Source organism: Pseudomonas sp. Irchel 3H9 (assembly GCF_900187495.1).
Classification (GTDB): Bacteria; Pseudomonadota; Gammaproteobacteria; order Pseudomonadales; family Pseudomonadaceae; genus Aquipseudomonas; species Aquipseudomonas sivasensis.
This window is the reverse complement of the sequence record NZ_FYDK01000001.1, coordinates 365,265-392,262: the sequence shown is the minus strand read 5'-3', so window position 1 is coordinate 392,262 and position 26,998 is coordinate 365,265. Positions and strand designations below refer to the sequence as shown.

Below are 26,998 nucleotides of genomic sequence, written 5' to 3'. Positions count from 1 at the left end.
CGCCCTATCCCCCGTTATACTTGCCGGCTTTCCTGAATATATGCCAACTAGGGTCCCGCCGCGCATGGATAAGACCTACCAGCCGCACGCTATTGAAACTTCCTGGTACAACACCTGGGAGTCCGAGAACTATTTCGCTCCGCAAGGTGCGGGCGAGTCCTACACCATCATGATTCCGCCACCGAACGTCACTGGCAGCCTGCACATGGGCCATGGCTTCAACAATGCGATCATGGATGCGTTGATCCGTTTCCGCCGCATGCAGGGTCGTAACACCCTGTGGCAACCGGGCACCGACCACGCCGGTATCGCCACCCAGATGCTGGTGGAGCGCCAACTCGAAGCCACCGGCCAAAGCCGTCACGACCTGGGCCGTGAGAAATTCCTGGAAAAGATCTGGGAATGGAAAGACCAATCCGGCGGCAACATCAGCCGTCAGATCCGTCGCCTGGGCTCGTCCGTCGACTGGAGCCGCGAGCGTTTCACCATGGACGACGGCCTGTCCGAATCCGTGAAAGAAGCCTTCGTGCGCCTGCATGAAGACGGCCTGATCTACCGCGGCAAGCGCCTGGTCAACTGGGACACCAAGTTGCACACGGCGATTTCCGACCTCGAAGTGGAAAACCACGACGAGAAAGGCTTCCTGTGGAACCTCAAGTACCCGCTGGCCGACGGCGCCAAAACCGCTGAAGGCAACGACTACCTGATCGTCGCCACCACCCGTCCGGAAACCATGCTCGGCGATGCCGCCGTCGCGGTTAACCCGAACGACGAACGCTACCAGGCACTGATCGGCAAGTTCGTCGACCTGCCATTGGTTGGCCGTCGCATCCCGATCATCGCGGACGACTACTGCGATCCCGAATTCGGCACCGGCTGCGTGAAGATCACCCCGGCCCACGACTTCAACGACTACGAAGTCGGCAAGCGCCACAACCTGCCGCTGCTGAACATCTTCGATAAAAATGCCGCCGTACTGCCGGCCTGCCAGGTGTTCAACCTGGACGGCACTCTGAACGAAAGCATCGACGGCAAGATCCCGGCCGAATACGCCGGCCTCGACCGTTTCGAAGCACGCAAGCAGATCGTGGCCGCTTTCGATGCCGCCGGCCTGCTGGTCAGCGTTGACGACCACGGCCTGAAAGTGCCGAAGGGCGACCGCTCCGGCACCGTGATCGAGCCGTGGCTGACCGACCAGTGGTACGTGTCCACCAAGCCGCTGGCTGAGCCTGCGATTGCTGCCGTAGAAGATGGCCGTATCCAGTTCGTGCCTAAACAGTACGAAAACATGTACTTCTCGTGGATGCGCGACATCCAGGATTGGTGCATCAGCCGTCAACTGTGGTGGGGCCACCGCATTCCGGCCTGGTACGACGAGTCGGGCAAGGTCTATGTCGGCCGCGATGAAGCCGAAGTGCGTGCCAAGCACAACCTCGGCCCGGACGTGGCGCTGCAACAGGACAACGACGTACTGGATACCTGGTTCAGCTCTGGCCTGTGGACGTTCTCCACCCTGGGCTGGCCGCAGCAGACCGAATTCCTCAAGAAATTCCACTCCACCGACGTGCTGGTGACCGGCTTCGACATCATTTTCTTCTGGGTTGCCCGGATGATCATGCTGACCATGCACTTGGTGAAGAACGAGGACGGCACGCCGCAGGTTCCGTTCAAGACCGTGTATGTGCACGGCCTCGTGCGTGATGGCCAGGGCCAGAAAATGTCCAAGTCCAAGGGCAACGTCCTGGACCCGCTGGACATCATCGACGGCATCGACCTGGAAACCCTGGTGCAGAAGCGCACTTCGGGCTTGATGCAGCCGAAACTGGCAAAGAAGATCGAAAAGCAGACACGCGACGAGTTCGCTGACGGCATCGCCAGCTACGGCACCGACGCCCTGCGTTTCACCTTCTGCTCGTTGGCGTCTACCGGTCGCGACATCAAGTTCGACATGGGCCGCGTCGAAGGCTATCGCAACTTCTGCAACAAGATCTGGAACGCCGCGCGCTACGTGCTGGATAAAGGTGAAGACTGCGGCCAGAACGGCGAAGCCTATGAGCTGAGCCTGGCCGACCGCTGGATCATCTCGCAGCTGCAACGCACCGAAGCCGAAGTGACCCGCCAACTCGACCAGTTCCGTTTCGACCTGGCCGCGCAAGCCTTGTACGAGTTCATTTGGAACCAGTATTGCGACTGGTACCTGGAGCTGTCCAAGCCCGTGCTGTGGGACGAAAACGCACCGGTCGAACGCCAGCGCGGCACCCGTCGTACCCTGGTACGCGTGCTGGAAGTGGCGTTGCGCCTGGCGCATCCGTTCATGCCGTTCATCACCGAAGAAATCTGGCAGCGCCTCGCGCCGCTGGCCGGTATCGAAGGCAAGACCATCATGCTGCAGCCTTGGCCGGTGGCCAATGAAGCACGCATCGATGAAGCCGCTGAAAGCGATATCGAATGGCTCAAGACCCTGATGCTCGGCACGCGCAACATCCGCGCCGAAATGAACATCGGGCCGGGCAAGCCGTTGGCGGTGTTCGTGAAGAACGCCAGTGCCGAGGACCAGCGTCGCCTTACCGAAAACGATGCACTGCTCAAGAAACTGGCGAAGCTGGAGTCGATCACCGTATTGGCTGATGGCGCCGAAGCACCGTTGTCCGCTACCGCGCTGGTTGGCGACATGGAAGTGCTGGTGCCAATGGCCGGTTTGATCGACAAGGGCGCAGAGCTGGCCCGTCTCGACAAAGAAATTGCGCGCCTGCAAGGCGAAGTGCAGCGGGTGGGCGGCAAGCTGTCCAACGCGGCATTCGTCGACAAGGCGCCAGCTGAAGTGATCGAGAAAGAGCGCGCCAAGCTCGCCGAGGCCGAACAGGCCCTGGGCAAGTTGGCGGAGCAACATGCGCGGATCTCCAGCCTTTAAGGTTGAATCAGCGTGAAAAAAGAGACCTTCGGGTCTCTTTTTTTATTTGCGAACCCGGTCAATGTGGGAGGGGGCTTGCCCCCGATAGCAGTGCATCAGCCTGAATATCTTTGACTGTCACACCGCCATCGGGGGCAAGCCCCCTCCCACAGTTGCCCGGGTCAGGCTCAAGATGTGTGACAATGCCCACCACTTTGAGCCAACACCAGAATCAACATGACCGCCCCCACTACGCCCAAACCTCCGCGCAAGAAGCCTAAAACCGCTGCCACGGCCAAACCCGTCGCGCCGCGCAAAGAGGCCACCCTGCACCCGCGCAACCGCCACACAGGCCGTTACGACTTCCCGGCGCTGATCAAGACCACGCCGGAGCTGGCGAAGTTCGTGATCCTCAACCCGTACGGTAAGGAAAGCATCGACTTCGCCAGCCCTGACGCCGTGCGGGTATTCAACCGGGCGTTGCTCAAGTCGTTCTATGGCATCCAGCATTGGGATATCCCGCAGGATTACCTATGCCCGCCGGTGCCGGGGCGTGCGGACTATGTGCACTTCCTCGCCGACCTGCTGGCCAGCGTCAACGACGGCAAGATTCCCCGTGGTTCCATCGTCAAGGTGTTGGACATCGGCATGGGCGCCAACTGCGTCTATCCGCTGATTGGCTACATGGAGTACCGCTGGAACTTCCTTGGCTCGGAAGTCGACCCTATCGCCGTAGCCGCTGCCAAGGCCATCGTGCAGTCCAACGACCTGAGTAAGGTCATCCAACTGCGCCAGCAAAATAACCCCAAGCACATCCTGTTGGGCCTGCTGGAACCTGGCGAGCGCTTTGACCTGACCATGTGCAACCCGCCCTTCCATGCGTCCATGGACGAAGCCACCAAGGGCAGCGAACGCAAGTGGCGCGCGCTGGGCAAGGCTGATCCCAAGCGCAAATTGCCGGTGCTGAACTTCGGTGGCCAGTCGGCCGAGTTGTGGTGTGAAGGCGGTGAAGCGCGGTTCGTGACGCAGTTGATCGCTGAAAGCGCGAATTTTGCCCATAAGGTGCTGTGGTTCAGCACCCTGGTATCAAAAGCGTCGAACTTGCCCGCCATCGAGACAGCTCTGAAAAAAGCCGGCGTGCTGGAAAGCCAGGTGGTGGAGATGTCTCAGGGTCAGAAGCAAAGCCGTTTCGTGGCATGGACTTTCCAGACCAAGAACGAGCAGCAGATCTGGCGCCAACGCTGGGTTCGCGATTAATAAATCGCAGGCAACAAAAAACCGTGCCCGGATTGCTCCGGAGCACGGTTTTTTTTTGCTGCGTCTTACTTGTTAACAGCGTCGGTCAGGCCTTTGGCCACAACCAGCTTGATAACTTTCTTGGCAGCGATTTCGATGGCAGCGCCAGTCGAAGGGTTACGGCCAGTACGGGCTGGACGCTCGGTCACTTTCAGTTTGCCAACGCCTGGCAGAGTGATTTCGCCGCCGTTTTCCAGCTGATCAGCAACAACTTGGCTCAGTTGGTCCAGCAGAGCGCGCACGGTAGTTTTCGGTGCGTCTACTGCTTCAGCCAGGTCAGCGATCAGTTGGTCTTTAGTAATAGCCATTGTGGTGTTCCTTCCCTATCAAATTCATATGGATTGCAGAGTGCAGTGTCAGCCGTCGAGCCCGACCGTCTAGGCCTGGCACCCCAGGCTTATAACCTCGGAGAACGGGGTTATAGATGCTTGAAACGGGGATTGGTTCGACCTGACAGATGCTGAATGCACGCTTAACGCCGAGACTTGGCGTAAGACGGGGCAAAACTAGCACAGAGACGGGGAAATATCCGCCTCTACCTACCCATTTGGTCAGCTTTATCGCTCTAAACCGTCAAAAAAAGGAATATACCCGGTCGGACCCCACCCAAAACGCCCTTCGAAGCGCGTCTTGACCAATGGGTGCGGTACACTGGGCGACTTTTCGGGGAGGCCAATCGCTCCCCTTCAACCAGCCGAGAAGCCTATGCCGATCCGTCATTGCATCGTCCACCTGATCGACAAAAAACCCGACGGCACGCCCGCAGTTCTCCACGCACGCGACTCGGAGCTCTCCGAATCCGCCGCCATCGAGAATATGCTTGCCGACCTCAACGAGAGCTACAACGCCAAACAAGGCAAGGCCTGGGGTTTCTTCCATGCCGAGTCCGGCGCGCACCCGTTCAGTGGCTGGTTGAAGGAATATTTCGAGGGTGGCCAGGATTTCACCACCTTCAGCCGCACCGCCGTTGAGCATCTGCAGAAGCTGATGGAGGAATCCAACCTCTCCACCGGCGGCCACGTACTGTTCGCACACTACCAGCAAGGCATGACCGATTACCTGGCCATCGCCCTGCTGCACCACAGCGAAGGCGTAGCGGTAACCGACGAGCTGGACGTGACTCCGTCGCGCCACCTGGACTTGGGCCAACTGCACCTGGCCGCACGGATCAACGTGTCGGAGTGGCAGAACAACAAGCAGTCCAAGCAGTACATCTCGTTTATCAAAGGCAAGAATGGCAAGAAAGTCTCGGAGTACTTCCGCGACTTTATCGGCTGCCAGGAAGGCGTCGACGGTCCGGGCGAGACCCGCACCCTGCTCAAGGCCTTCAGCGACTTCGTGGAAAGCGAAGACCTGCCGGATGAGTCCGCCCGCGAGAAAACCAAAACCCTGGTGGACTACGCCAGCAGCCAGGCCAAGCTCGGCGAGCCCATGGGCCTGGAAGAACTGTCGGGCTTGATCGATGAAGATCGACCAAAGGCGTTCTACGACCATATCCGCAACAAGGACTACGGCCTCTCGCCGGAAATCCCCGCCGATAAGCGCACCCTTAACCAGTTCCGCCGCTTCACCGGGCGCGCCGAAGGGCTGTCGATCAGTTTTGAAGCGCACCTGCTGGGCGACAAGATTGAGTACGACGAAGCCGCTGGCACCCTGATCATCAAGGGCCTGCCGACCCAACTGACTGACCAGCTCAAGCGCCGTAACTGATGCTCGGCGGGGTTCTCAAGAAAGTCCTGTTGGTGTTGCTGGTGGTGGTGGTTATCCAGAACTGGGGCAAGATCGAACGGCTATTCAACCCCTCGCAGGTGGTTTCAGAGCAGGTCCGCACTTCGGCGCGGGTGGTGCTCTATGCCACCGAGTGGTGTGGCTACTGCAAGCAGATCCGGCGCTTCCTGGATCAGAAAGGTATTCCGTACCAGGCCTTCGACATCGAGAAGGACGCCCCTGCGCGCAAGGCGTATGAGGCGTTGGGCGGTGGCGGGATTCCGTTTGTGGATGTGAATGGGACGCTGATTCGCGATTACAACCCTGAGGCGATCATGGCGGCGTTGAAATAATCAGCGCACCACGATCACCCGTCCCAGCAGGCTGTGCTGTTCAAACCCCAGCACTGCCTGCAACGCGTTCAGCACGGCCTGCGGGTCTTTGCTCGGGAAGCTGCCACTGACCCGCTTGGCGCCCATATCTTCGTTGAGCAGCAGGATGCGGCCAGGGTAGTAACGCCCCAAATCCTTCACCACATCGGCGAGCGGTGCCTTGTAGTAGTTGAGCCAGCCGTCGCGCCAGGCCAGGCGCGATTCGCTGTCGACCGCGTGCAGGGGATCGGCAATGCCATCGGCGTAAGCCACTTGCTGACCTGCCGTCAAAACCTGCTGCTGGCCCTGCTCCGACGGCGTCACGCCGACCCGCCCCGACAACACCGTCACTTGAGCGCCCGCTGGTTGCAGGCGCACTTCGAATTGTGTGCCGAGCACCCGCGCTTCACCGCTGCCCGCCCCCACCACAAAGGACTCGCCGGTGTGGGTCACGCTGAAAAAACCGGCGCCGCGACGCAGCTGGATATGCCGCTCGCCATGGCTGAAATCCACGGCAATCGCGCTGTCGGCATCCAGGGTGACTTGAGATTGATCCGCCAGGGTGACGGTTTTTATTTCTCCTGGCGCCGTCACGTAATCGGCGCCGAAATCATCGACCCAACGCGACGGCTGCCAACCTGCGCCCATGGACACCATCAACAGCAGGCACGCAGCCATGGCCAGGGCGCCGGACCAGCGCACGACACGTGAACGCTTCGCGGTGTTCATCGTATTGAGGTAGCCCTGCAATGCCAGGGCTTCTTCTTCCGCCAGGGCGCGTGCAGGTACTTCGCTCAGCTCCCAGAGCACCTGGGCCTGGGCGTAGGCCTCGACGTGTGCCGGGTTGGCGCGCAGCCAGTGGCTGAACGTCGCCTGGTCGCCGCTGCTGGGTTGGTCGTGCAACAGACTCAGCCAGGCCAGTGCGGCGTGTTCCTGCTCGGGCGTGGGGGTGACGTTCACGGTGCTTTCCCTGGCGTGCGTGGAGGCGATGGGTCGCGAAGGCTGGCCTTGCAAGCTTCGAGGGCACGCATCATATGTTTTTCCACGGCACTTTGGGACAGACCCATGGCCTTGGCGATTTCCGCATATTTGCGGCCATGGATGCGGTTGAGCAGGAAAATCTGCCGAGTGCGCTCGGGCAGGCTGCGCAAGGCGGCTTCGACATGGCGCAGGTCGTTACCCGCTTCCAGTGCGGCCTGGGGTTCAGAGCCCTGGTTGTCCTGCTGCTCGGGCAACCAACCTTCGCTGCTGCGCACCCGCGCGCCTTCGCTGCGCAGGTGGTCGATGGCGATATTGCCGGCGCAGCGCAGCAGGTAGGTGCTGAGCTCTTCGACCTGCACCAGCGGCCGGCGCCAGAAGCGTAGAAACAGATCCTGCACCAGATCAGCCGCCGTGGCGCGGCAGCCTACACGTCGACTCACCAAGGCTTCCATCTGCGAACGCTGGGACAGAAACACCTGCAGAAAATGCGCACGCCCACCCGCCGCATCAGCTTGCGAGCTGTCCTGGGATTCGGGTGGGGTGCTGATCATCATGGCTTGGGCTCAGAGGGTGGCGAAGGCCGCAACGGGGCTCGCCAGCAGGCCGGCGCCCGCGAGGATCAAGGCCAGCCTTGGCCGATACGGCAACAGCAACACCAGCAGCAGCGCGCTGAGCATCAATACAGCGCACCACTCCACCAATCCCAGGCCCCAGCCAGCCACGCTCACGGCGGGCCAGATCGCGACGGCAAGCAGCAACCCGCCAGCCACACGCAAACCCAGGCGTCGACGAGGCGATGGCTTACTGTGCAGCAGTTCGCCGTGATGGCGATCGGTGGACAAGCACAGAGCGGTAAACCCGGCATAGCACATCAGCAGCGCGAGGAACATTCAATTGGCCTCTTGCTTGAGGTTGAGCGGACGCGCCCGTTCAGCCTTGGGCTGCGGTGCCGTGCGGTGTTGCATCTTCCACGCCGCCCAGGCGAGAAACACGCCGCTACCCAGACAGGTCAGATCAAAGCCGGCCATCGCCCAGTCACCACGGGCCAGGGACACGCCCAAAGCGTGGTCGGTGGTGATTGCGTTGAGCAGTGGCACCGTGGCAAACAACAACGCACCGACGCTCAATTGCTCGACCCAACCCTGGCGCCCACGACGCACAATGGCGTGCAACAGGCTCAGGCCCCAGGCGATAAAGAAGGTCTGCACTTCCCAATCGGAGCGTTCGGCGAGGCTCACGGGCAGCAAGCGGTTGGCCCAGAAGAACGCTGCAATGGCGATCAGCAAACCGGACATGCTGGCGATATTCAGCACTTCCACCAGTCGCAACTCAAACGGCATCACACCGGTTTTGGCATGTTTGAGTTGGCGCTTGCCAAGCCAGATCACCAGCCCGGTGCCGATCATCGCAGTGCCTGCCAGGCCGCAGATGAAGTACAACCAGCGCAGCACCGGCCCAGCGAAATGGCCCATGTGCAGGCCGTAGAAACTGCCGCCGACCATGGCGGTCAACGATTGCCCGTCGCTGGCCCGCAACAGTTCGCCGGTGTGCCCGTTAAACGACACAATGCTGTCGAATTCATGCACCACGCTGTCGGAACTTGCGCGGAACACATTGACCGACGCGTTGACATCACCGGGGTTATTCACCCCGATCCGCCCCACGTGGCCACCCTCCCATTGCGCCCGCGCTTGCTCGTACATCGGCAGCAGCGGCGCCAATTTGCCCGGTTGCCCCGACGCCGGCGCGTTGTTGGTCGCGGGGAATATCTCGTTGAAAAATGCGCGGGTGTCGTTGCCATAGGAGGCCATGATCGGCGCCGGCATCACCATGCTCATAAAGATCACCAGGCTGCTGTACGTGATCATCAGGTGAAACGGCAGCACGAGCACACCCACCGCGTTATGCCCGTCGAGCCAGGAGCGCTGGCCTTTACGGGGGCGGAAGGTGAAGAAGTCCTTGAATATTTTCTTGTGGGTGATGATGCCGGTGATCAGCGCCACGAACATCACCATCGCAGCGAGGGTGGACAGCCAGCGGCCCCAGGGGTGCGGCATTTGCAATTGGAAGTGGAAACGGTAGAAGAAATCCCCGCCCATGCTTTCGCGGGCCTCTACGGCTTGGCCGCTGACGGGGTCGAGGGTTTTGCGCATGAAATTGCCACGGCGGCCGGGGTCGAGCTTGTCTTGCCACATGACCGACAGGCCGGGGTCGCGGCTATCCGGCAGGGCGATAAACCAGCGTGCCGCTGTGGGTGCCACCTGTTGCAGGTAGGTTTGCGCGACGCTGAGGCTGCGCGCATTGTCCAAAGGATGAGCCTGGACCTCGGGCTGCATCCAGTGGCTGATCTCATCCTTGAAGTAAGACAGCGTGCCCGTCAGGAAAATCGCAAACAGCAGCCAGCCGAAGATCAAGCCCGCCCAGGTATGCAGCCAGGCCATGGCCTGGCGAAATCCCTCCTTCATGTGCGCACCATCCACAAGCCCACACCCGCCAAAGCGGCAAAGACTGCGCTCGGCAGCATCACGCCAAACCAGGCGCGCCAAGCCGTACGGCAGGCGAAGCACCAGAGTACGGCCAGCAAATAGAACACAAATGAACTCATCATCCCGGTGATCACGGCGTCGGCGCGAGATGTTGGCATCCACAATGCCAGGCAGATGGCGGCGAGGGAGGCCATGAGGTAGCCACCGACCACGGCCGCCAGCACGCGGGAGGTGACAGCCAAGCGGTAGAGCGCGGGAAGCGAAGTTTTGCTTTTCATGCGAGAGGCGCCAGGTTCATCAGCGCGCAATATTAATGATAAATATTCTCATAAGCAAAAGGGAACGGATGAAACACCTGCTCTGCCGGATTGCCGAACCGTGTCTCGGGCCATACAATGCGAACAATTCTTGTTCTCTAAAGCATGCCGATATTTGCGGAGTGTTTGCGTTGAGCCCGTCCAACCCCGTCGAAGTTCTGTACAACGACCATCACCACTGGCTCACCGGCTGGTTGCGACGCAAGCTCGGCTGCCCGGAAAGTGCTGCCGACCTGGCGCAGGACACCTTCGTCCGCGTACTCACTGCAAGGGAAACGCCCACGCTGGTCGAGCCGCGCGCGTTTCTCACCACCGTCGCCAAGCGCGTGCTGTTCAACTTCTATCGCCGCCAGGACCTCGAACGCGCCTATCTTGACGCCCTCGCACAAATGCCCGAACACGTGGCGCCGTCGGAAGAAGAACGCGCAATCATCCTGCAAACCCTGGTCGAGCTGGATCAACTACTCGCCGGCTTGCCCACACAGGTCAAGCGCGCGTTCCTGCTGGCCCAACTCGATGGCCTGACCTACGCGCAGATCGGCGCTGAACTGGGCATTTCCATTGCCACCGTCAAACGCCACCTGAATAAAGCCGCCATGCGCTGCTACTTTGCCCTATGAACGTCTCGACCCAAGTCGCCGAACAGGCCGTGCGCTGGCTGATGGAAATGCAGCAAGGCGCGCTCAACCCACGCCAACAGGCCGCCTGGCAACACTGGCTGAATGCCCACAGCGAGCACCAGCGCGCCTGGGACCATATCCAGCGCGTTAACCAGCGCCTGCGCGGCATGCCCTCGCCCCTGGCTCACGCCGCGTTGAATGCGCCGACGTCTACCAGCCGGCGGCAGGCGCTGAAGTTGCTGTTGATCCTCGGCGCTGGCTCGGCAGCCGCCTGGAGCCTGCGCCAGCAGCATATTCTGCCGCCCCTGACCGCCGACTACCGCAGCCCGGTGGGCCAACGCCGCAAGGTGCAACTGGCCGACGGCAGCCAGTTGCAGCTCAATACCGGCAGTGCCGTAGATGTACATTTTGATGGCCAGCAACGGCTGATCCGACTGCTCGAAGGCGAGATCATGCTGAACGGCATCGCGGGCAACACGCCATTGAGCGTCCTTACCGGCCAGGGCCTGCTCAGCAGCCAAGCGGCGCGCCTGAACGTACGTCAGTTCAACGACCACACCCAGCTGGCGGTGCTCGACGGCCAAGTCGAGGTGATGCCCAACACCTACAGCGGCCTGCCGCTGACAGTCGAAGCGGCGCGCCAAGTCAATTTCACCCGCAAAGGCTGGGACACCTCGCGCCCCACCGACGCCAACAGCGGCGCCTGGGCCGACGGCATGCTGGTGGCTGCACACATGCGCCTGGAAGATTTCCTCGGTGAACTGGGCCGCTATCGTCGCGGCCAGGTCAATTGCGATCCGCAGGTTGCCAATTTATTGATCTCCGGCAGCTACCCGCTGGACGACAGCGAACGCATTCTCAACCTGCTGGAAGTCAGCCTGCCGGTGAAAGTGCGGCGCTTTACCCGCTATTGGGTGACAGTGCAGGCGCGCGCCTGAAATTATTTTCTGTACCTATGAGCCGTTTTCCACACCTCGCGTGACAGAGAAGGAAAGCCACCTTGATCCTTCCTTCTCAGGACCGCTCTTCATGCCCCAGCAGCCGACCCTAATCGCCCGCACCTTGCGCCAACTGTTACTGGGCGCCAGCCTCAGTTTCGCAGTATTGCCCCCCGTGATGGCCGCGGACGCCAAGCCTTATCACATTGCCCCGACCTCGCTGGAAGCGGCCCTCAATCAGTTTGGTCGCGAAGCCGGCGTATTGATTTCCTTCGGTTCCGAAATCACGGCGGGCATGCAGAGCCGTGGTTTGTCCGGCAGCTACAGCACCACCGAAGGCCTGCAAAAACTGCTGGAAGGCACAGGCCTGGAGGCCCGCCCTGAAGGTGACAACGCCTTCAGCCTGCAACCGGTAAACGCACCGGCTGCGGTAGAGCTGGCGACTTCCAGCGTGGTCGGCGACTGGCTCGGCGATGCGGCACAAACCAATGTGTTCGAACACCCCGGCGCCCGCGATGTGATCCGCCGCGAAGAGTTCGAACGCCAAGGCGCCACCCAAGCCAAGGACGTGCTCAACCGCATCCCCGGCGTCAACGCTCCGGACAACAACGGCACCGGCAGCCACGACATGGCGCTTAACTTCGGCATTCGCGGACTCAACCCGCGCCTGGCGTCGCGCTCCACCGTATTGATGGACGGCATCCCGGTGCCCTTCGCGCCGTATGGCCAGCCGCAACTGTCCTTCGCACCGATCAGCATGGGCAACATGGACGCGGTGGACGTGGTACGTGGCGGCGGCGCCGTGCGTTACGGTCCGCAGAACGTCGGCGGCGTGGTCAACTTTGTGACCCGCGCGATCCCGGATGCGCCCACGGTCAAAGGCGGCTTGCAGACTGAAACCAGCCCGTCATCCAGCCACGACGGCTTCAAGACCACCGGCAACCTGCTGGCCGGCGGCACGGCCGACAATGGCCTTGGCGGCGCGATTCTGTATTCCGGCACCCGGGGTGGCGACTGGCGCGAAAACAGCAACACGCGCATCGACGATTTGATCCTCAAGGGCAAATACCAGCTCGACGACGCCAATAGCTTCAACGCCATGGCGCAGTACTACGAAGGCCAGGCCGATATGCCCGGCGGTTTGAACGTGGCGAACTACAAGGCCGATCCGTACCAGTCCACCCGCCCCTACGACAAATTCTGGGGCCGCCGCACGATGTTCAACGTCGGCTACCGCTACGAACAGGATCGTCGAGAATTCACCGTCAACAGTTTCTTCACCAAGACCCTACGCAGCGGTTATCTGGACCAGGGCACGTTCCTGTCGCTGTCACCGCGTGAGTATTGGGTGCGCGGCGTGGAAACCCGCTTCGCCCAGGGCTTTGACCTCGGCCCGACCAGCCATGAAGTGGGCGTCGGCTACCGCTACATCAACGAAGCGGGTCACGAGTTGCGCTACCGCACGCCGATCTCGGCCAACAACCAGCAAATCCCCACGACTGACAGCCGCAACGACCGCGACACCCGTGGCGGCACAGAAGCCAATGCGTTCTTCGTCGATGACCGGATTGATATCGGCAAGTGGACCATCACCCCGGGCATTCGCTACGAGATGATCGAGTCCCAGCAGAGCAACAACCTGACCAACGTCAAATACAAAGGCGACTACAACACCGCGCTGCCGGCGCTGAACGTGCTCTATCACCTGACCGACGACTGGAACCTGTATGCCAACACCGAAGGTTCATTCGGCAGCGTGCAGTACAGCCAGATGCCCAACCGCGTCACCAGCGGTGAAGTCAAACCGGAAAAAGCCCGCACCTGGGAACTGGGTACCCGCTATGACAACGGCACCTTGCGCGCGGAGATCGGTGCGTTCCTGATCAACTTCGATAACCAGTATGAAAGCAACCAGACCAACGACTCGGTAATCGCCCGGGGTGAGACACGCCACCAGGGTATCGAAACCAGCGTCAACTACGCCCTCGATGGTTTGAGCCCGGCGTTGGCCGGTTTCGATGTGTACGCCACCTACGCCTACGTCGACGCCACCATCCGCGAAGACGGCCCGAACAAAGGCAACCGCGTGCCCTTCTCGTCCAAGCACAAAGGCACCCTCGGCGTGGGTTACACCGAAGGGCGCTGGAAACTCAATGTGGACAGCAGCTACCAGAGCAGCCAGTTCGCCGATAACGCCAACACCGAGGCCGAGACCGCCGACGGTGCCAACGGACGCATCCCCGGCTACATGCTGTTCAGCAGCCGCGCGGCCTATGATTTCGGCCCGCAACTGTCGGATTTGAACGTGGCGGTCGGCGTGAAGAACATCTTCAACAAGCAATACTTCACGCGCTCGTTTGACGATAACAACAAGGGCAAATACGTCGGTGAGCCACGCACGGTGTACGTGCAGACCTCCATCGCGTTCTAACTGCCCAAGCAACACACGACCTGTGGCGAGCGGGCTTGCCCCGCGTTGGACTGCGTAGCAGGCCCGGCCTTTTCAAACAAAGAGCTGGGGTCGCTTCGCAACCTAACGCGGGGCAAGCCCACTCGCCACAACAAACCCGTTTGCCTTAATAGCATGCTCGCCCTGACCCGCCGGTTCTAACTGCCCGCCAGGCAACTGGGGGTGGCTTCGACCAATGCATCGATTGCACACCGTGTCTTGGCCGGCATATGCGTGGCCGTGGGCCAGATCACATGGATGGGCGCAGGTTGCTCGCGATAGTCGGGCAATACTGCGACCAACTGCCCACGCAGCACATAGTGCGCAATCAACCAACTCGGCAACCAGGCCAGGCCGACGCCCGCGATGGCGGCATCGGCCACAGCCTGGAGGTCGTCCATCATTAACGGCGAGGCCACGCGATTGCGGTGCGGGGTGCTGCTGCGGTAGGCGATGCCGCGATGGCCGGCAAGGTCTTCGATGCATTCAATCGGCCCAACGCGCTGCAAGTACGCCGGTGACGCCGCCAGTCCCACGGCCTGCTCGCCCAGCCGACGCGCACTGAGGCGGTCGGTGTCGGGGAGCGGGCCGATCCGCACGGCGACGTCGAAGCCTTCCTGTGCCAGGTCCACCAGCCGATCGGCGAAGCTGATCTCGATTTCCAGTTCCGGATAACGCGCCATCAATCCCCACAATGCCGGGGCCGCGTAGTGGTGCCCGAAGGCCAGCGGCAAGCTGGCCCGCAAGCGGCCGCGTGGCTGTTGCCGGCCGCTTTCCAGCACCGATTCGGCAGCCTCGAGCTCCGCCAATGCCCGCAGGCAATGTTCGTAGTACGCCTGGCCGTCCTCGGTCAAACGCTGGCGGCGGGTGGAGCGCTGCAGCAGGCGCGTGCCCAAGCGTGCCTCCAATCGCGCCAGGCCCTTGCCAACCGCCGAGCGTGTGAGATTCAGGCGTTCGGCGGCCTCGGTCAGGTTGCCGCTTTCGACGATTTGCAGAAACAGCTCAACGCCATCAAAACGCGGTGTGGCCATGGCTCTATTGTCGCCCTTGATTCCCCTATTAGCAGAAAACTTATCACGAATAACGAACCCTATTCCCCTGAAAATATCCCGATACCCATCCACAGGAGAATCCCATGCCACCCGTCGCCACGTTAACCGCCACCAGCCGCCCGCGCACCGCCAGGAATGGGCTGGCCCTCACTGCCGTGTGCCTCGTCGCGCTGATGTTCGGCCTGGAGATTTCCAGCGTCCCGGTGATCCTGCCGACGCTCGAGCGAAAGTTGGGCACGGGCTTCCAGGACGCCCAATGGATCATGAACGCCTACACCTTGGCCTGTACCAGCGTGCTGATGGCGGCGGGCACATTGGCGGATCGCTTTGGCCGTCGCCGCATGCTGGTGTTGTGCCTGTGGGTGTTTGGCCTGGCCTCGCTGGCCTGTGGGCTGGCCGAGGAGGCTTCGCTGCTGATCACGGCGCGGTTTGTTCAGGGCATCGGTGCCGGAGCGATGATGATTTGCCAGTTCGCCATCCTGTCGCACCTGTTCAGCGAACCGGTAGCACGGGCACGGGCCTTTGCAATATGGGGCGTGATTGCTGGCGTGGGCCTGGGCTTCGGACCGATGATCGGCGCATTGATCCTGGCGGTGGCGGATTGGCGTTGGGTGTTCCTCGTGCACGTGCCCCTCACCCTGTTCACCCTGGTGCTGCTGCACATCAGCGTGCAGGAGTCCCGCGACCCGGCCGCCCGTCGCCTGGACATCGCCGGTATGCTCACCTTGACCGTGTCGGTGTTTGCCCTGGTGTACTTCATCACCCAAGGCAGCGAGCACGGCTTCGGCGCACCGGCCATGCTCGGTTGGGCGGCGTTGTCGGTGCTCGGCTTGCTGCTGTTCATCGCGGTCGAGCTTCGCAGTGCACACCCAATGTTCGACTTCTCGGTGTTCCGCATCCAGCGTTTCAACGGCGCGTTGATGGGCTCTATCGGCATGAACTTCAGCTTCTGGCCGTTCATGATCTACCTGCCGTTGTACTTCCAGGCGGGCCTGGGTTACGACACCTTGACCACCGGCGCCGCGTTGCTCGCCTACACCCTGCCGACCTTGCTGGTGCCGCCGCTGGCCGAGCGCCTGGCTCTGCGCTATGGCGCCGAACGCATCATCCCCCTGGGCCTGGGCCTGATGGGCGCGGGCTTTCTGGCCATGGCCGCCGTCAACGGCGCCGAGCACCCAGGTATCGAGCTGGTGCTGTTCAGTTGCGTGATCGCCGGCGTAGGCCTGGCGCTGACCAACTCGCCCACCACCAACACCACCACCGGCTCGGTGTCGGCGGATCGCGCAGGCATGGCCTCAGGCATCGACCTCAGTGCGCGGCTGATCACCCTGGCGCTCAACATTGCCCTCATGGGGTTGGTGCTGTTGCTGGGGATCAGCCATCACCTGGCCGAGGTGCTGCCCCCTGCCACGGCAATGGATTGGCCGGTTATCAGTCAAAACATTGCCGCAGGAAAACTCGAGTCGATGGGGCTGACAGTCAACGACGCTCAGGCAGCACTGCGCCACGGCGCCGGTTGGGCGATGCTGTTTGCCGGGTTGGGTGCGGGCGGACTGGCGATGCTGAGCCGGTATTTTTTCCGACGCAGGCGCTAAACGAAAACGGGCCTGCAGATGCAGGCCCGTTTGAGGGGGTCAAAAGAAAGTTAGCCGTTGATGACAGCGTTTTCGTTTTCCAGGAATTCCTGTTCCAGCGCGTCTTCATTCACTTTGTTGATTGGCTGGTTTTTCGCGGCAGCGCGGGGCTTGCCTTGCAGTCTGCCAAACAGATGTTCCAACGCGTGGTCCAGCTTGGTGGCCGCACTGTCGATCGCTTGTTCCAGGGTATCGCCCTTGGCGGATACCGACAGTGGTTGATGGCCTTTTGGCCGCGCTTCCAGGCGGCAACTTAAATCGTGGGGACCGGGCTTGTCGCCGTTCTCATCCCGCAGATAGACCTCCACTCGGGTCAGGTCTTCTTCATAACGTTCGAGCGTGCTCTCAATGGTAGTACGTACCCACTCCTCCAGTCGGATGCTGCTTTCAATATGGTTATCGCTATTGACTTGGATTTGCATAGTTCTTCCCTTATTTCAGCTAGCTCGCGAGAGGTCACAAACTGCAACACCGGGGTGGTGAAACCATGACCTCTTGATTACACAATTGAGCAGCCAGACAAACAATTCAACCCCTTTGCAAAGATAAATCCTACATTACAAATTAAGCCTGACTACGGGCAAAAACGCTGTTAGGGTGGGGAGTTAGTTACATCTTCTTACGCTCTGTAAACGTCATAATTGCCCCTCTCCCAACGGGTGCAATCCGCGAAAAATCCCCGCTTCCTCTACCAGCCAGTCATGCACCGCGCGCACGCCCGGATGGCTCAGTGCGCCCGGCGCATACAGCAGCACATAGCGCTTGTGGTTGGGCACCGCGAGGCCGAACGGCACGATCAAGGTGCCGCGCTCCAGCTCATCATTGAGCAAGGTACGCCGCGCAATCGCCACGCCCATACCGGCGATGGCGGCTTCTATGGTCAAGTGGTTGCGGTTGAAGGTGTGGCCGCGGCGAACATCGGCGTCGTGGTAGCCAATTGCATTCAGGTAAAACTCCCACTCGGCATACTCATAACTCCCACGCCAGGCGGTGATGTCGTGCAGCAGCGGGAAATGCACAAGGTCGGCCGGGCCATGCAAGGGCGGACGACCGCGCAATAGGCTTGGCGCACACACCGGAAATATCTGCTCATCCAGCAAGGCTGTGGATAACAGCCCAGGGTAGCTGCCGTCGTTCAAGTCGATAGCCAGGTCGAAGTCCCCCTCATGCAGGGCAATGCTGCTGTCCTCGGCAACCATGCGCAGTTGGATGTCCGGAAAGCGTTGCTGCAAGCGTGGCAAACGTGGGGTGAGCCACTTGCCGAGAAACGACGGGATCGAGCGTAGGCGCAAGGTGCCGCTGATCATCCCCGCATCGAGCCGCTGCAATTCGGCATCAATGCTGCCGTAAGCCTCCCCCACCGTAGCGGCCAACCGCTGCCCTTCCGCACTCAACTCCACACCCCGCGCCCGTCGATGGAACAGCCGAAACCCAAGACGCTCCTCCAACTGGCGGATTTGTTGGCTCACCGCTCCCGGTGTGATGTGCAGTTCTTCGGCGCAGCGAGTGAACGACAGATGCCGCGCAGCGCAGGAAAACACGTGCAACCAGACATAAGTCTGGCCATGGAGAGGGCGAGCCATAGGGTTTAGTCCTGCTAAAGGGTGTCTTAGGATAATTCGTTGGTCAGTGCCGTTCCAGAGGCTCAGTATCGCGCCAATTGCGCTCGTCCTACAAAACATGGCAGCGATTCCTACTCCATTGCTTGTAAGGGTTTAGCATGGCTATCAGTGTTTTTGATCTATTCAAGGTGGGCATCGGCCCGTCCAGCTCCCACACCGTCGGCCCCATGCGGGCAGCGGCGACCTTCGCCCAAGCCCTGATCGACCAGCGATTGCTTACCGAAACCCGACGGGTTGAAGTGCGTTTGTACGGCTCGCTGTCCGCCACCGGCGTCGGCCATGCCACCGACCGCGCCTGCGTAATGGGCCTGATGGGTGAATGGCCGGACCGTATTGACCCCACCTCGATCAACAGCCGTATCCAGCAACTGCGCGAGACCGGCCGCTTACTGCTGGCAGGCACCCAGGACATTGCCTTCAACTGGCACACCGATCTCCTGCTGCTGGAAGAAAGCCTGCCCTACCACCCCAACGCCATGTCCCTACACGCGTATGGCGACAGCGGACTGCTTAGCGAGCAGACGTATTACTCGGTGGGCGGTGGTTTCATCATCGAAGCTGCCGAAGCAGCGTCAGGCATTGCGCCGACCAGCGATGTTGAATTGCCCTACGACTTTTCCAGCGCCGTCGAACTGCTGGCCTTGTGCAACAAGCACGGGCTGCGCGTTTCAGAGTTAATGATGGCCAACGAGCGCGCGTGGCGCAGTGACGAACAGATCCGCAGCGGCCTGCTGCATATCTGGTCGGTGATGCGCGAATGCGTGGAGCAAGGCCTGCGCGATGAAGGCATCTTGCCCGGCGGTCTAGATGTGCCACGGCGCGCGGCGAAATTGCACCGCAGTTTGTTGGAAATCGGCAAACCCAATGTCATCACCTCGACCTTGTCGGCCATGGAATGGGTCAACCTGTTCGCCCTTGCCGTCAACGAAGAAAACGCCGCCGGCGGACGCATGGTCACCGCACCCACCAACGGCGCGGCGGGGATCATCCCGGCGGTGCTGCATTACTACATGAAGTTCAACGCCGACGCGTCCGACGACGACGTGGTCAATTTCTTCCTGGCCGCCGCCGCCGTCGGCATCCTGTGTAAGAAAAATGCGTCGATCTCCGGTGCCGAAGTCGGCTGCCAGGGCGAAGTCGGCTCGGCCTGCGCCATGGCCGCCGCCGGCCTTGCCGACATCCTCGGCGCCACCCCCGAACAACTGGAAAACGCCGCCGAAATCGGCCTGGAACATAACCTCGGCCTGACCTGCGACCCGGTCGGCGGCCTGGTGCAAGTGCCGTGCATCGAGCGCAACGCCATCGCGGCGGTCAAGGCCATCAACGCCACGCAAATGGCCCTGCGCGGCGACGGCAAACACTTCATCTCCCTGGACCGGGTGATCCGCACCATGCGCGATACCGGCGCCGACATGCATGACAAATACAAAGAAACTTCACGGGGCGGCCTGGCCGTGAGCTGGGTGGAGTGCTGAGGAGCATTCCCTGACTGCCCCAACGTGAGCCCGCGCAAAAAATAATAACGAGGCAATAACGATGACCGATGTACGTACACCTGCTGCCGAAAATCCTGTTGAAGTAGAAAACACCGTAACAACCGGCTGGACCAAGCACGACACCACTTGGATGCTCGGCCTCTATGGCACCGCCATTGGCGCAGGCACTTTGTTCCTGCCGATCAACGCCGGCGTCGGCGGCTTCTGGCCACTGATCGTGCTGGCGTTGCTGGCCTTCCCGATGACCTTCTTCGCCCACCGTGGGCTGACGCGCTTTGTACTGTCAGGCACATCCGGCGACATCACCGAAGTGGTCGAAGAACATTTCGGCGTCGGCGCAGGCAAGCTGATCACCTTGCTGTACTTCTTTGCGATCTTTCCGATTTTGCTGGTGTACAGCGTGGCGTTGACCAACACCCTGGGCAGCTTTATGGAACACCAACTGCACATGACACCGCCGCCCCGGGCGATCCTGTCGCTGGTGCTGATCCTGGGTTTGATGGCGATTGTGCGCTGCGGCCAGGGCGTGATCGTCAAGGCCATGAGCGTGCTGGTGTACCCGTTCGTCGCCGCCTTGCTATTGCTTGCGCTCAGTCTGATTCCCAACTGGAACGGCGCGTTTTTCGCTTCTGCCAGTGAGGGCATGCCGCTGCCCGTGTTCTTCAAGACCCTGTGGCTGGCGATCCCCGTGATGGTGTTCTCGTTCAACCATTCGCCGATCATCTCCGCGTTCGCCGTCGACCAGAAACGCGTGTACGGCCCGCTGGCCGAGCGCAAAAGCAGCGGCATCCTCGCCACAGCCCACGGCATGATGGTGCTGACGGTGATGTTCTTCTGCTTCAGTTGCGTGCTGGCGCTGTCACCGGCGGACCTGGCAGCAGCAAAGGCGCAGAACATTTCGATCCTGTCGTACCTGGCCAACCACTTCCAAACCCCTGTGATCGCTTACGCCGCGCCGTTGATCGCGCTGGTGGCCATTACCAAATCCTTCCTTGGCCACTACATCGGCGCCAGCGAAGGCTTCCAGGGCTTGATCGTCAAATCTCTGCGCGGGCGTAACCGCTCCCTGTCGTCCAAGTGGCTGGAACGCAGCACCGCCCTGTTCATGGTGCTGACCTGCTGGGCCGTGGCCACCTTCAACCCAAGCATCCTGGGCATGATCGAAACCCTGGGCGGGCCGATTATCGCGTGCCTGTTGTTCCTGATGCCGATGTACGCGATCCAGCGCGTGCCAGCCTTGCGCCAGTATTCGGGCCAGGTGTCGAATGTATTTGTGGTGGTGATCGGCTTGATTGCGCTGTCTGCGATCGTTTTCTCTGTACTGCCCTGAAACAGGTCACCGATTTCAATAACAACCCAAAACAATTGTGAGAGGGGGCTTGCTCCCGATAGCGGTCCTTCAGCCAATAAATGCTCGGCTGAAGGACCGCTATCGGGAGCAAGCCCCCTCCCACATTGGGATCACGGCGCCTGGAAGGCCACTGTACGGCACGCCCCTTGCTGTACAGCTCATGAGGTAAACGGAATTTGTACAACCTCAGCGACGGAGTGGCCGGTGGTCAGGAGACGCGAACTAATCACGACACCGGTCGTCAATGACTGCATGTTCTTATCAGGCGGTAACGCACCATGGACAATCCTTTTCAGATCATCACCGACACCTTCACCCCAAAATACCGCGTCAACCTGAGTATTCAACGGCTGGACGGCAGCATCATGCTCACCCTCTCGAATGAGGATGGCGTGGTGGCCAAGCGCATGATCAGCGCCGCACAACGCAACGACCCGCAACGGCTCAAACGCCTGGTGCAGAGCATCCAGTTCGGCATTGCCATCGAGCAAGGCCACAGTGCCATGGAGATCCTGGCGGTGATGACGGATGGCGATCACAAATTATTGCAGCGACCGCCCACCCGCCCCCTGCCCTTCAGCGTCGGGCTTTAAAGCTCGCCCTTCTCGGTTTCCAGGCTCGCCTCGCCCTTGCGTCGCGGGCCTTCGACCTTCACCGACGGGAATGCCGACGAGGCGTAACGCACCACCAGAATCGCGAATGCCAACAGCAAAATCCCACCGCACAGGTAGATGATGCCCACGTCTGGCGGATTGTGGTGGGACACGTTGGAGATCAGCAGACGCGTCAGCGCAGTGATTGCCACGTAGATCAGGAAGCGCACTGGCATGTGGTTGGTCTTGAAATAAATCCCGACCATGGCGCCCAATTCCAGATAGATGAACAGCAGCAAGATGTCATCGATCTTGATGTGTCCGTTCTCCAGCATCCCCAGAAATTCCATCACCGCCGCCCAGGCGGTCACCGCACCAATGGCGAACAGCGCCAGGTAGTGGAACGACTCCACAAACAGATTGCCCAGCGATTCAGCCAGCCCATGGACTTGCTGACGCAGCTTTTCGGCCCAGTTGATTTTCACGAGGGTACTTCCTTAGGTCGATTCGACCGGATAATGCGGGTTGGACGTGACGGTTGTTCTGCATGCAGAAAAAAGGCCAGAGGCAGGGATAAGATGATGGCGGGGTGACATGAGACACGCCAAACCTGTATTTACGGGCTACATTAAAAAACTGCTACCCAAACCCCACGGTTTGGCTTAACCTTTTAGCTGTATATAAATACAGTATTCGCAAAAGACAACTATCGTGAAGGCATGTGAGGTGGTGAATGGCCGTCGAAGTGGTATACCGCAGCAGCCGAGATCTGGAGCGTTTGTTCATGGATAAAGCCGAAGCTGACCGTCATGACAAAATGCTTGAACTCGCTGAGTTGCTGGCAGAAGTGTTGCAAAAAGCCGTGCCGTCCCTGAGCGAGCAGCAGGTGGAAGAAGCCGGGATCTACATGGCGAAGAATCGCGATGTATTTGCCAAGGCGTTCAAGAGCCAGCCGGACGCGTTGTCCGAGTTGCTCAACGCAGCGGCGGAATAAAGTCCGAATTGAACAGGCCCTGAATCAATGATTCAGGGCCTTTTTAATGCCTGATCATCCGTAGAGCAGGCGCTCGGCGAGTTCATCAGCCACACGTGCTGGGGAGCGTTTTTCCGCCTGGGCGTGGGCGTAGATTTCGGTCAGGCGTTTGCCGATATTGGACAGGTGCGCGGTGATGGTCGGCAGTTCGGCGCCGCTGTGCTTGAGGGCCACATATATCAAGCCACCGGAGTTGATCACATAGTCCGGGGCGTAGAGGATGCCGCGCCCTTCCAGTTGGTCGGCCACTTGCAGATTGGTCAGTTGCGCGCTGGCGGACCCGGCCACGGCGGCGCAGCGCAGTTGCCCGACGCTGGTGCGGTTGAACACTGCCCCAAGGCCACAGGGCGCGAGGATGTCACAGGGCGTGCTGAGCAAGGCGTCGTTGGCGATGGGGTGCGCGCCCAGTTGTTCCATGGCCAGTTGCACTTTGCCGTGGTCGATGTCGCTGACCAGCAATTCAGCGCCGGCGGCGTGAAGTTGTTCAGCCAGTGCATAACCGACGTTGCCCAGGCCCTGGATTGCCACGCGCAGCCCTTCAAGGTTGTCGCTGCCCAGGCGGGCCATGGCAGTGGTGCGAATACCGGCGAACACGCCCATGGCCGCATGGGGCGATGGATCGCCTGCGGCGGTGGTGCTGGTAACGAAGCGAGTGTGCTGGGCGATGCAATCCATGTCGGCCACCGAGGTGCCACTGTCGACAGCGGTGATGTAGCGGCCGTCGAGTTGTTCCACACAACGCCCAAAGGCTTCAAACAGCGCCGCACGGTTTTCCACATGGGCGGGGCGCAGGATGACCGCGGTGCCGCCACCCACCGGCAACCCGGCCAGGGCGGCCTTGTAGCTCATGCCCTGGGCCAGCCGCGCAGCATCGGCCACGGCGCTTTCGTCGTCGGGGTAGGCGATATAACGACAGCCGCCCAAGGCAGGCCCCAGGCGGCTGTTGTGAATGGCGATGACCGCCTTGAGCCCCGTGACCGGGTCGACGCTCAGGTGCAGCGATTCAAGGCGGGTGCTGTGCATGAGAGCAAACATCGTCAAGCTCCCGAATCACTTCTGGTGTCGCCAAGTATAGGCTTGCGGTAGAAAACTGCCGAAGTGCACTGGAATAAGCCGCCCGGTTTTGCAGGGCTTGCGACATAAGCGCGCGGGAAATTTCTTAAGGCACTGGACGAATATTCCCAGCAAGGCTAAAACGAGGGCATCCGCCGGAGAAAGCAATGAAGCCCCGCCAAGCCTTTTTCGCCTGCCTGCAACGTTCGCCGCCGGCGCTGTTCGAAGCGGCGTTATGGATCGCCGCCGAGCACGATCCTTTGGTGAAGCCGCTGGAAATTCTGCAGAACCTGACCTCACTGCAACAACAGATCAGCCTGAGCATGCCCATGTTGCCAGCGGATGAACTGGGTCAACCGCTGCTGCGGTGCATGAATGACCTGGGGTTCGCCCAGGATGACTTCACACCGCTGCGCCCCGCCGCCGCCCTGCTGGACAAGGTGCTACAGCGCAAACGCGGGCAGCCCTTGGCCATGGGGTTGATTGCCATGGAGTTGGCACGACGCCTGGATATTCCGATGGTTGGCGTCAATTTCCCTGGGCACTTCCTGCTGCGAGTGCCCGGTGCCGATCACCTGCTGGACCCGTGCGGCGGCCGACGCCTGTACCCCAACGATTGCCGAGAGCTGCTGCAACGCCAATATGGCCCCAACCTCACGTTGCAGGCGGACCACCTGCACACCGCCGATCCGCGTTCGATCCTGCAAAGGCTTTCGCGCAACCTGCGCCAATTGCATCTCTCCAACGACAACCCGCTGGCCGCCCTGGTAGACGCCGAGCGCGTGCTGGAACTGGGCAGCGCCAACGCCGCCGACTATCTCGCGCGGGCCAGTCTGTATCAACGCCTGGACTGCCCCAACGCCGAGCGCTTTGACTTGGAACACGCCCTGATGCTCAGCGAAGACCCGATCCAACGCCTGCGCCTGACCGAGCGCCTGGGGCACCTGCCGCCCAACTCAGTGGTGCATTGAATAGCGTGACCATCGGGAGAATCCTCAGTGATTCGCCGGCGCTTTCAGAATATCGCCAGGCAGGGGGCTTACAGGCGCATCGCGCCCTGGCGAACGCACCTGAATAATCAACAATGCCGCCATCACAGCCGGAATCGCGCAAAAGAAGAAAATCTGCTGCACCGGAATATGCATCGCCAGCAACATGCTGCCAAACAGCGGCCCCAGGATCGAGCCGAAACGCCCCACGCCCAACGCCCAGCCCGTACCGGTGGCGCGCACGTGTGCGGGGTAGAAATTGCTGGCGAAGGCATTGAGGGTCAGTTGCCCACCGATGATGCAGAACCCGGCCGCAAACACGCAGGCCACCAGGTAGCGCGGGTTGTCGTGGTTCAGCCCCAGCAGAATGGTGCACACCGCCGCTGCCGCCAATACGCCAGACAGCAGGCGCACCTTGCTTTTGAGCCGGTCGGCAAACCAGGCCATGCCGATAGCGCCCAAGGTGCCGGCGAACAGAAACATCGACGTCACCAGATTGGCTTCCTTCAACGCCAGGCCGCTCTCCAACAGCAGCGACGGTAACCAACTGATCATGAAATACAGCAGGATCAGGCTGACAAAAAAGGTCGACCAAATCAGCACGGTCGGACGCGCATAGCCGTTGCGAAACAGCTCCACCACCGTCAGTTTGCTTCCCTGTTCTTGCAGGTTTTCTGCCGCGCTCGCCAGCGGCGGCTGCCAGTCGGGCAGCATACGCCCGGTCACTTTGCGCAATCGCACGTACGGTGGAGCATCCCGCAGCAAGCGCGGCAAGGACTCAGGCAACAGCCACACCAGAAACGGAAACAGCAGCAACGGTGTGACGCCACCGGCCAGGAACACCGCCTGCCAGCCGAAGTTGTCGATAAACCCCGCCGCCACGAACCCACCGGCCGCACCGCCGAACGAGAAACCACACGCCGCCAAGGTCACCATCAAGGTGCGCAGGCGCGGCGGGGAATACTCCGACATCAACGCCATGGCGCTGGGCATCGCACCGCCCATGCCGATACCGCAGATAAACCGCGCAGCCATGAGGGAGGTCAGTGAGTTGGCGAACACCATCAGCAGGGTCAGGCAGGCATAGATCAACACGCAGCCCAGCAGGATGCGCCGCACGCCAAATCGGTCAGCCAGAGGCGTTACCAGCAGCGAGCCCAATGTGAGCCCCAACAGGTTGGCGCTGAACACCGGGCCGAACGCGGCTTTTTCCAATCCCCAATCCGACGCCAGGGCCGGCACCACGTAACCTAGCACCTGGGCATCGTAGCCATCGGTGACCAGTAGCAGCGCCAGCAACAGGAGGATCAACCACTGATAGCGCGACACCGGACGGGCGTCGAGTGCCGCGCGAAAGCTGGCAATCTGATTGTGCATCGCAAGGTACCTGTTTATTTTTATTTGAAGTGACACAAATCCAATGTGGAAGGGGGCTTGCTCCCTCTCACATTGGGTTCTGTGCAAACCTGAACATCACGGGGTATCAGGTTGATTCGCGGGATGGGCCTGAATAAACGCCGGATGCTGCGCCGCCAAGCCGGCCACCCGCCCAATGCGCGGATAAGCCGCCAACGGCACCTTGAAGCGCTCCGCCGCATAGAGCTGGGGAATCAGAAACGCATCCGCCATCCCAGGCTGTTCGCCAAAGCAAAACCCGGTATCGCCAATCAACTGTTCCACCGCGCCCAGCCCCTGGCTGATCCAGTGGCCGATCCACTCCAACACCTTGGCCTCATCGTGCCCCCATTGGCGCAGCAGGTTCTGGGTGCTGGAGTTGTGCAGCGGGTGGATATCACAGCCGATGATCGACGCCACCGCGCGCTCGTGGGCGCGGGTGGCCAGGTCTTTGGAGAGCAGCGGCGCCTGTGGATAACGTTCGTCCAGGTACTCGATGATCGCCGGCGACTGAATCAACAGCTCGCCGTCATCGGTGCGCAAGGCCGGCACACGGCCTTGCGGGTTGATAGCCAGGTACTCCGGCTGACGATTGGCACCGCCTGCCGGGGCCAACAGGTTCACCGGTATCGCCGTGAAATCCAGGCCCTTGAGGGCCAAAGCGATACGCACCCGGTACGACGAAGTGGAACGATAGTAGGTATAGAGTTCCATCACCCTGCCCT

The 26,998-nt window shown here is 60.9% G+C and carries 26 protein-coding genes; 13 read left to right on the top strand and 13 right to left on the bottom strand.

All coding sequences use genetic code 11. From position 1 onward, the window contains the following. Nucleotides 1–64 precede the first annotated feature (64 nt). Entirely contained in the window at nt 65–2,911 is a 2,847-nt protein-coding gene (locus CKW32_RS01910; RefSeq protein ID WP_032886432.1) for a valine--tRNA ligase, read from the top strand. Nucleotides 2,912–3,127: 216 nt separating this feature from the next. Continuing rightward, a complete protein-coding gene (rlmF, locus tag CKW32_RS01905; RefSeq protein WP_095183912.1) occupies nt 3,128–4,147 on the top strand; it encodes a 23S rRNA (adenine(1618)-N(6))-methyltransferase RlmF in 1,020 nt (339 codons plus the stop codon). Between the two features lie 65 nt (nt 4,148–4,212). On the opposite strand, the gene CKW32_RS01900 is transcribed toward rlmF, so the two are convergent. Further along, nucleotides 4,213–4,494, bottom strand: coding sequence for an HU family DNA-binding protein (locus CKW32_RS01900; protein WP_003188840.1), 282 nt, complete (start codon nt 4,492–4,494; stop codon nt 4,213–4,215). A gap of 397 nt (nt 4,495–4,891) precedes the next feature. On the opposite strand from CKW32_RS01900, the gene yejK reads away from it, so the two are divergent. Both yejK and CKW32_RS01890 read left to right on the top strand, forming a co-directional pair. Further along, the gene (gene yejK / locus CKW32_RS01895; RefSeq protein ID WP_032886429.1) at nt 4,892–5,896 is read left to right on the top strand and encodes a nucleoid-associated protein YejK; all 1,005 of its coding nucleotides are present in this window, start codon (nt 4,892–4,894) and stop codon (nt 5,894–5,896) included. Further along, nucleotides 5,896–6,246, top strand: a complete 351-nt coding sequence (locus CKW32_RS01890) for a glutaredoxin family protein (protein ID WP_032886428.1) — start codon at nt 5,896–5,898, stop codon at nt 6,244–6,246. The genes yejK and CKW32_RS01890 overlap by 1 nt, the downstream gene beginning before the upstream one ends. Here CKW32_RS01890 and CKW32_RS01885 read toward each other — a convergent pair whose 3' ends face one another. The 5 genes from CKW32_RS01885 to CKW32_RS01865 are packed head-to-tail and all read right to left on the bottom strand — an operon-like array spanning nt 6,247 to nt 10,009. Next, on the bottom strand, nt 6,247–7,224 hold the full coding sequence (locus CKW32_RS01885; RefSeq protein WP_095183911.1) for a FecR family protein: 978 nt from the start codon (nt 7,222–7,224) through the stop codon (nt 6,247–6,249). After that, entirely contained in the window at nt 7,221–7,799 is a 579-nt protein-coding gene (locus CKW32_RS01880; protein ID WP_032886425.1) for an RNA polymerase sigma factor, read from the bottom strand. The genes CKW32_RS01885 and CKW32_RS01880 overlap by 4 nt, the downstream gene beginning before the upstream one ends. 9 nt (nt 7,800–7,808) lie before the next feature. After that, a complete protein-coding gene (locus tag CKW32_RS01875) occupies nt 7,809–8,135 on the bottom strand; it encodes a DUF3325 domain-containing protein (RefSeq protein ID WP_095183910.1) in 327 nt (108 codons plus the stop codon). Then, entirely contained in the window at nt 8,136–9,710 is a 1,575-nt protein-coding gene (locus CKW32_RS01870; protein WP_095183909.1) for a PepSY domain-containing protein, read from the bottom strand. It lies immediately after the preceding gene. Further along, entirely contained in the window at nt 9,707–10,009 is a 303-nt protein-coding gene (locus CKW32_RS01865) for a DUF3649 domain-containing protein (RefSeq protein ID WP_032886421.1), read from the bottom strand. Before CKW32_RS01865 ends, CKW32_RS01870 begins: the two co-directional genes overlap by 4 nt. 170 nt (nt 10,010–10,179) lie before the next feature. Between CKW32_RS01865 and CKW32_RS01860 the strand changes: the two genes are divergently transcribed. The 3 genes from CKW32_RS01860 (at nt 10,180) to fecA (ending at nt 14,037) form a co-directional block, all read left to right on the top strand. Next, complete coding sequence (locus tag CKW32_RS01860; protein ID WP_095183908.1) at nt 10,180–10,668, top strand: sigma-70 family RNA polymerase sigma factor; 489 nt, start codon at nt 10,180–10,182, stop codon at nt 10,666–10,668. Then, on the top strand, nt 10,665–11,606 hold the full coding sequence (locus CKW32_RS01855) for a FecR domain-containing protein (protein ID WP_095183907.1): 942 nt from the start codon (nt 10,665–10,667) through the stop codon (nt 11,604–11,606). Before CKW32_RS01860 ends, CKW32_RS01855 begins: the two co-directional genes overlap by 4 nt. 91 nt (nt 11,607–11,697) lie before the next feature. Beyond that, entirely contained in the window at nt 11,698–14,037 is a 2,340-nt protein-coding gene (gene fecA, locus CKW32_RS01850) for a TonB-dependent Fe(3+) dicitrate receptor FecA (RefSeq protein WP_032886416.1), read from the top strand. Between the two features lie 176 nt (nt 14,038–14,213). Here the strand turns inward: fecA and CKW32_RS01845 are convergent, their stop codons facing one another. Next, complete coding sequence (locus CKW32_RS01845) at nt 14,214–15,086, bottom strand: LysR family transcriptional regulator (protein WP_095183906.1); 873 nt, start codon at nt 15,084–15,086, stop codon at nt 14,214–14,216. Nucleotides 15,087–15,190: 104 nt separating this feature from the next. Here CKW32_RS01845 and CKW32_RS01840 point away from each other — a divergent pair, with 104 nt between their 5' ends. Beyond that, the gene (locus CKW32_RS01840; protein ID WP_095183905.1) at nt 15,191–16,702 is read left to right on the top strand and encodes an MFS transporter; all 1,512 of its coding nucleotides are present in this window, start codon (nt 15,191–15,193) and stop codon (nt 16,700–16,702) included. Between the two features lie 50 nt (nt 16,703–16,752). On the opposite strand, the gene CKW32_RS01835 is transcribed toward CKW32_RS01840, so the two are convergent. Both CKW32_RS01835 and CKW32_RS01830 read right to left on the bottom strand, forming a co-directional pair. After that, complete coding sequence (locus CKW32_RS01835) at nt 16,753–17,163, bottom strand: HPF/RaiA family ribosome-associated protein (RefSeq protein WP_027604683.1); 411 nt, start codon at nt 17,161–17,163, stop codon at nt 16,753–16,755. A 213-nt stretch (nt 17,164–17,376) separates the two neighbouring features. Continuing rightward, nucleotides 17,377–18,324, bottom strand: a complete 948-nt coding sequence (locus CKW32_RS01830) for a LysR substrate-binding domain-containing protein (RefSeq protein ID WP_095183904.1) — start codon at nt 18,322–18,324, stop codon at nt 17,377–17,379. Nucleotides 18,325–18,461: 137 nt separating this feature from the next. On the opposite strand from CKW32_RS01830, the gene CKW32_RS01825 reads away from it, so the two are divergent. The 3 genes from CKW32_RS01825 to CKW32_RS01815 all read left to right on the top strand — a co-directional run bounded on the left by CKW32_RS01825 (nt 18,462) and on the right by CKW32_RS01815 (nt 21,803). Next, nucleotides 18,462–19,838, top strand: a complete 1,377-nt coding sequence (locus tag CKW32_RS01825; RefSeq protein ID WP_095183903.1) for an L-serine ammonia-lyase — start codon at nt 18,462–18,464, stop codon at nt 19,836–19,838. A 61-nt stretch (nt 19,839–19,899) separates the two neighbouring features. Then, nucleotides 19,900–21,189 (top strand): serine/threonine transporter, encoded by a 1,290-nt coding sequence (locus CKW32_RS01820; protein ID WP_095183902.1) that lies wholly within the window; start codon nt 19,900–19,902, stop codon nt 21,187–21,189. A gap of 299 nt (nt 21,190–21,488) precedes the next feature. Then, the gene (locus CKW32_RS01815; RefSeq protein WP_032886408.1) at nt 21,489–21,803 is read left to right on the top strand and encodes a DUF3509 domain-containing protein; all 315 of its coding nucleotides are present in this window, start codon (nt 21,489–21,491) and stop codon (nt 21,801–21,803) included. Here CKW32_RS01815 and CKW32_RS01810 read toward each other — a convergent pair. After that, complete coding sequence (locus CKW32_RS01810) at nt 21,800–22,288, bottom strand: phosphate-starvation-inducible protein PsiE (protein ID WP_057724703.1); 489 nt, start codon at nt 22,286–22,288, stop codon at nt 21,800–21,802. The genes CKW32_RS01815 and CKW32_RS01810 overlap by 4 nt on opposite strands. 248 nt (nt 22,289–22,536) lie before the next feature. On the opposite strand from CKW32_RS01810, the gene CKW32_RS01805 reads away from it, so the two are divergent. Then, nucleotides 22,537–22,797, top strand: coding sequence for a YebG family protein (locus CKW32_RS01805; RefSeq protein ID WP_003171979.1), 261 nt, complete (start codon nt 22,537–22,539; stop codon nt 22,795–22,797). Nucleotides 22,798–22,851: 54 nt separating this feature from the next. On the opposite strand, the gene CKW32_RS01800 is transcribed toward CKW32_RS01805, so the two are convergent. Then, entirely contained in the window at nt 22,852–23,871 is a 1,020-nt protein-coding gene (locus CKW32_RS01800) for a Glu/Leu/Phe/Val dehydrogenase dimerization domain-containing protein (RefSeq protein WP_032886406.1), read from the bottom strand. A gap of 185 nt (nt 23,872–24,056) precedes the next feature. Between CKW32_RS01800 and CKW32_RS01795 the strand changes: the two genes are divergently transcribed. Next, complete coding sequence (locus CKW32_RS01795; protein WP_032886404.1) at nt 24,057–24,860, top strand: SirB1 family protein; 804 nt, start codon at nt 24,057–24,059, stop codon at nt 24,858–24,860. A gap of 24 nt (nt 24,861–24,884) precedes the next feature. Here the strand turns inward: CKW32_RS01795 and CKW32_RS01790 are convergent, their stop codons facing one another. Both CKW32_RS01790 and maiA read right to left on the bottom strand, forming a co-directional pair. Next, nucleotides 24,885–26,255 (bottom strand): aromatic acid/H+ symport family MFS transporter, encoded by a 1,371-nt coding sequence (locus CKW32_RS01790; RefSeq protein ID WP_032886402.1) that lies wholly within the window; start codon nt 26,253–26,255, stop codon nt 24,885–24,887. A 96-nt stretch (nt 26,256–26,351) separates the two neighbouring features. Continuing rightward, nucleotides 26,352–26,987: a maleylacetoacetate isomerase gene (maiA, locus tag CKW32_RS01785; RefSeq protein ID WP_095183901.1), complete on the bottom strand. Its 636-nt coding sequence runs from the start codon at nt 26,985–26,987 to the stop codon at nt 26,352–26,354. Nucleotides 26,988–26,998: the final 11 nt, after the last annotated feature.

What these genes read in the sequence shown, in the direction of transcription:
- CKW32_RS01910 (WP_032886432.1), top strand. Translation starts at nt 65, where the DNA reads ATGGATAAGACCTACCAGCCGCACGCTATTGAAACTTCCTGGTACAAC.
- rlmF (WP_095183912.1), top strand. Translation starts at nt 3,128, where the DNA reads ATGACCGCCCCCACTACGCCCAAACCTCCGCGCAAGAAGCCTAAAACC.
- CKW32_RS01900 (WP_003188840.1), bottom strand. Translation starts at nt 4,494, where the DNA reads ATGGCTATTACTAAAGACCAACTGATCGCTGACCTGGCTGAAGCAGTA.
- yejK (WP_032886429.1), top strand. Translation starts at nt 4,892, where the DNA reads ATGCCGATCCGTCATTGCATCGTCCACCTGATCGACAAAAAACCCGAC.
- CKW32_RS01890 (WP_032886428.1), top strand. Translation starts at nt 5,896, where the DNA reads ATGCTCGGCGGGGTTCTCAAGAAAGTCCTGTTGGTGTTGCTGGTGGTG.
- CKW32_RS01880 (WP_032886425.1), bottom strand. Translation starts at nt 7,799, where the DNA reads ATGATGATCAGCACCCCACCCGAATCCCAGGACAGCTCGCAAGCTGAT.
- CKW32_RS01875 (WP_095183910.1), bottom strand. Translation starts at nt 8,135, where the DNA reads ATGTTCCTCGCGCTGCTGATGTGCTATGCCGGGTTTACCGCTCTGTGC.
- CKW32_RS01870 (WP_095183909.1), bottom strand. Translation starts at nt 9,710, where the DNA reads ATGAAGGAGGGATTTCGCCAGGCCATGGCCTGGCTGCATACCTGGGCG.
- CKW32_RS01865 (WP_032886421.1), bottom strand. Translation starts at nt 10,009, where the DNA reads ATGAAAAGCAAAACTTCGCTTCCCGCGCTCTACCGCTTGGCTGTCACC.
- CKW32_RS01855 (WP_095183907.1), top strand. Translation starts at nt 10,665, where the DNA reads ATGAACGTCTCGACCCAAGTCGCCGAACAGGCCGTGCGCTGGCTGATG.
- fecA (WP_032886416.1), top strand. Translation starts at nt 11,698, where the DNA reads ATGCCCCAGCAGCCGACCCTAATCGCCCGCACCTTGCGCCAACTGTTA.
- CKW32_RS01845 (WP_095183906.1), bottom strand. Translation starts at nt 15,086, where the DNA reads ATGGCCACACCGCGTTTTGATGGCGTTGAGCTGTTTCTGCAAATCGTC.
- CKW32_RS01840 (WP_095183905.1), top strand. Translation starts at nt 15,191, where the DNA reads ATGCCACCCGTCGCCACGTTAACCGCCACCAGCCGCCCGCGCACCGCC.
- CKW32_RS01835 (WP_027604683.1), bottom strand. Translation starts at nt 17,163, where the DNA reads ATGCAAATCCAAGTCAATAGCGATAACCATATTGAAAGCAGCATCCGA.
- CKW32_RS01830 (WP_095183904.1), bottom strand. Translation starts at nt 18,324, where the DNA reads ATGGCTCGCCCTCTCCATGGCCAGACTTATGTCTGGTTGCACGTGTTT.
- CKW32_RS01825 (WP_095183903.1), top strand. Translation starts at nt 18,462, where the DNA reads ATGGCTATCAGTGTTTTTGATCTATTCAAGGTGGGCATCGGCCCGTCC.
- CKW32_RS01820 (WP_095183902.1), top strand. Translation starts at nt 19,900, where the DNA reads ATGACCGATGTACGTACACCTGCTGCCGAAAATCCTGTTGAAGTAGAA.
- CKW32_RS01815 (WP_032886408.1), top strand. Translation starts at nt 21,489, where the DNA reads ATGGACAATCCTTTTCAGATCATCACCGACACCTTCACCCCAAAATAC.
- CKW32_RS01805 (WP_003171979.1), top strand. Translation starts at nt 22,537, where the DNA reads ATGGCCGTCGAAGTGGTATACCGCAGCAGCCGAGATCTGGAGCGTTTG.
- CKW32_RS01800 (WP_032886406.1), bottom strand. Translation starts at nt 23,871, where the DNA reads ATGTTTGCTCTCATGCACAGCACCCGCCTTGAATCGCTGCACCTGAGC.
- CKW32_RS01795 (WP_032886404.1), top strand. Translation starts at nt 24,057, where the DNA reads ATGAAGCCCCGCCAAGCCTTTTTCGCCTGCCTGCAACGTTCGCCGCCG.
- CKW32_RS01790 (WP_032886402.1), bottom strand. Translation starts at nt 26,255, where the DNA reads ATGCACAATCAGATTGCCAGCTTTCGCGCGGCACTCGACGCCCGTCCG.
- maiA (WP_095183901.1), bottom strand. Translation starts at nt 26,987, where the DNA reads ATGGAACTCTATACCTACTATCGTTCCACTTCGTCGTACCGGGTGCGT.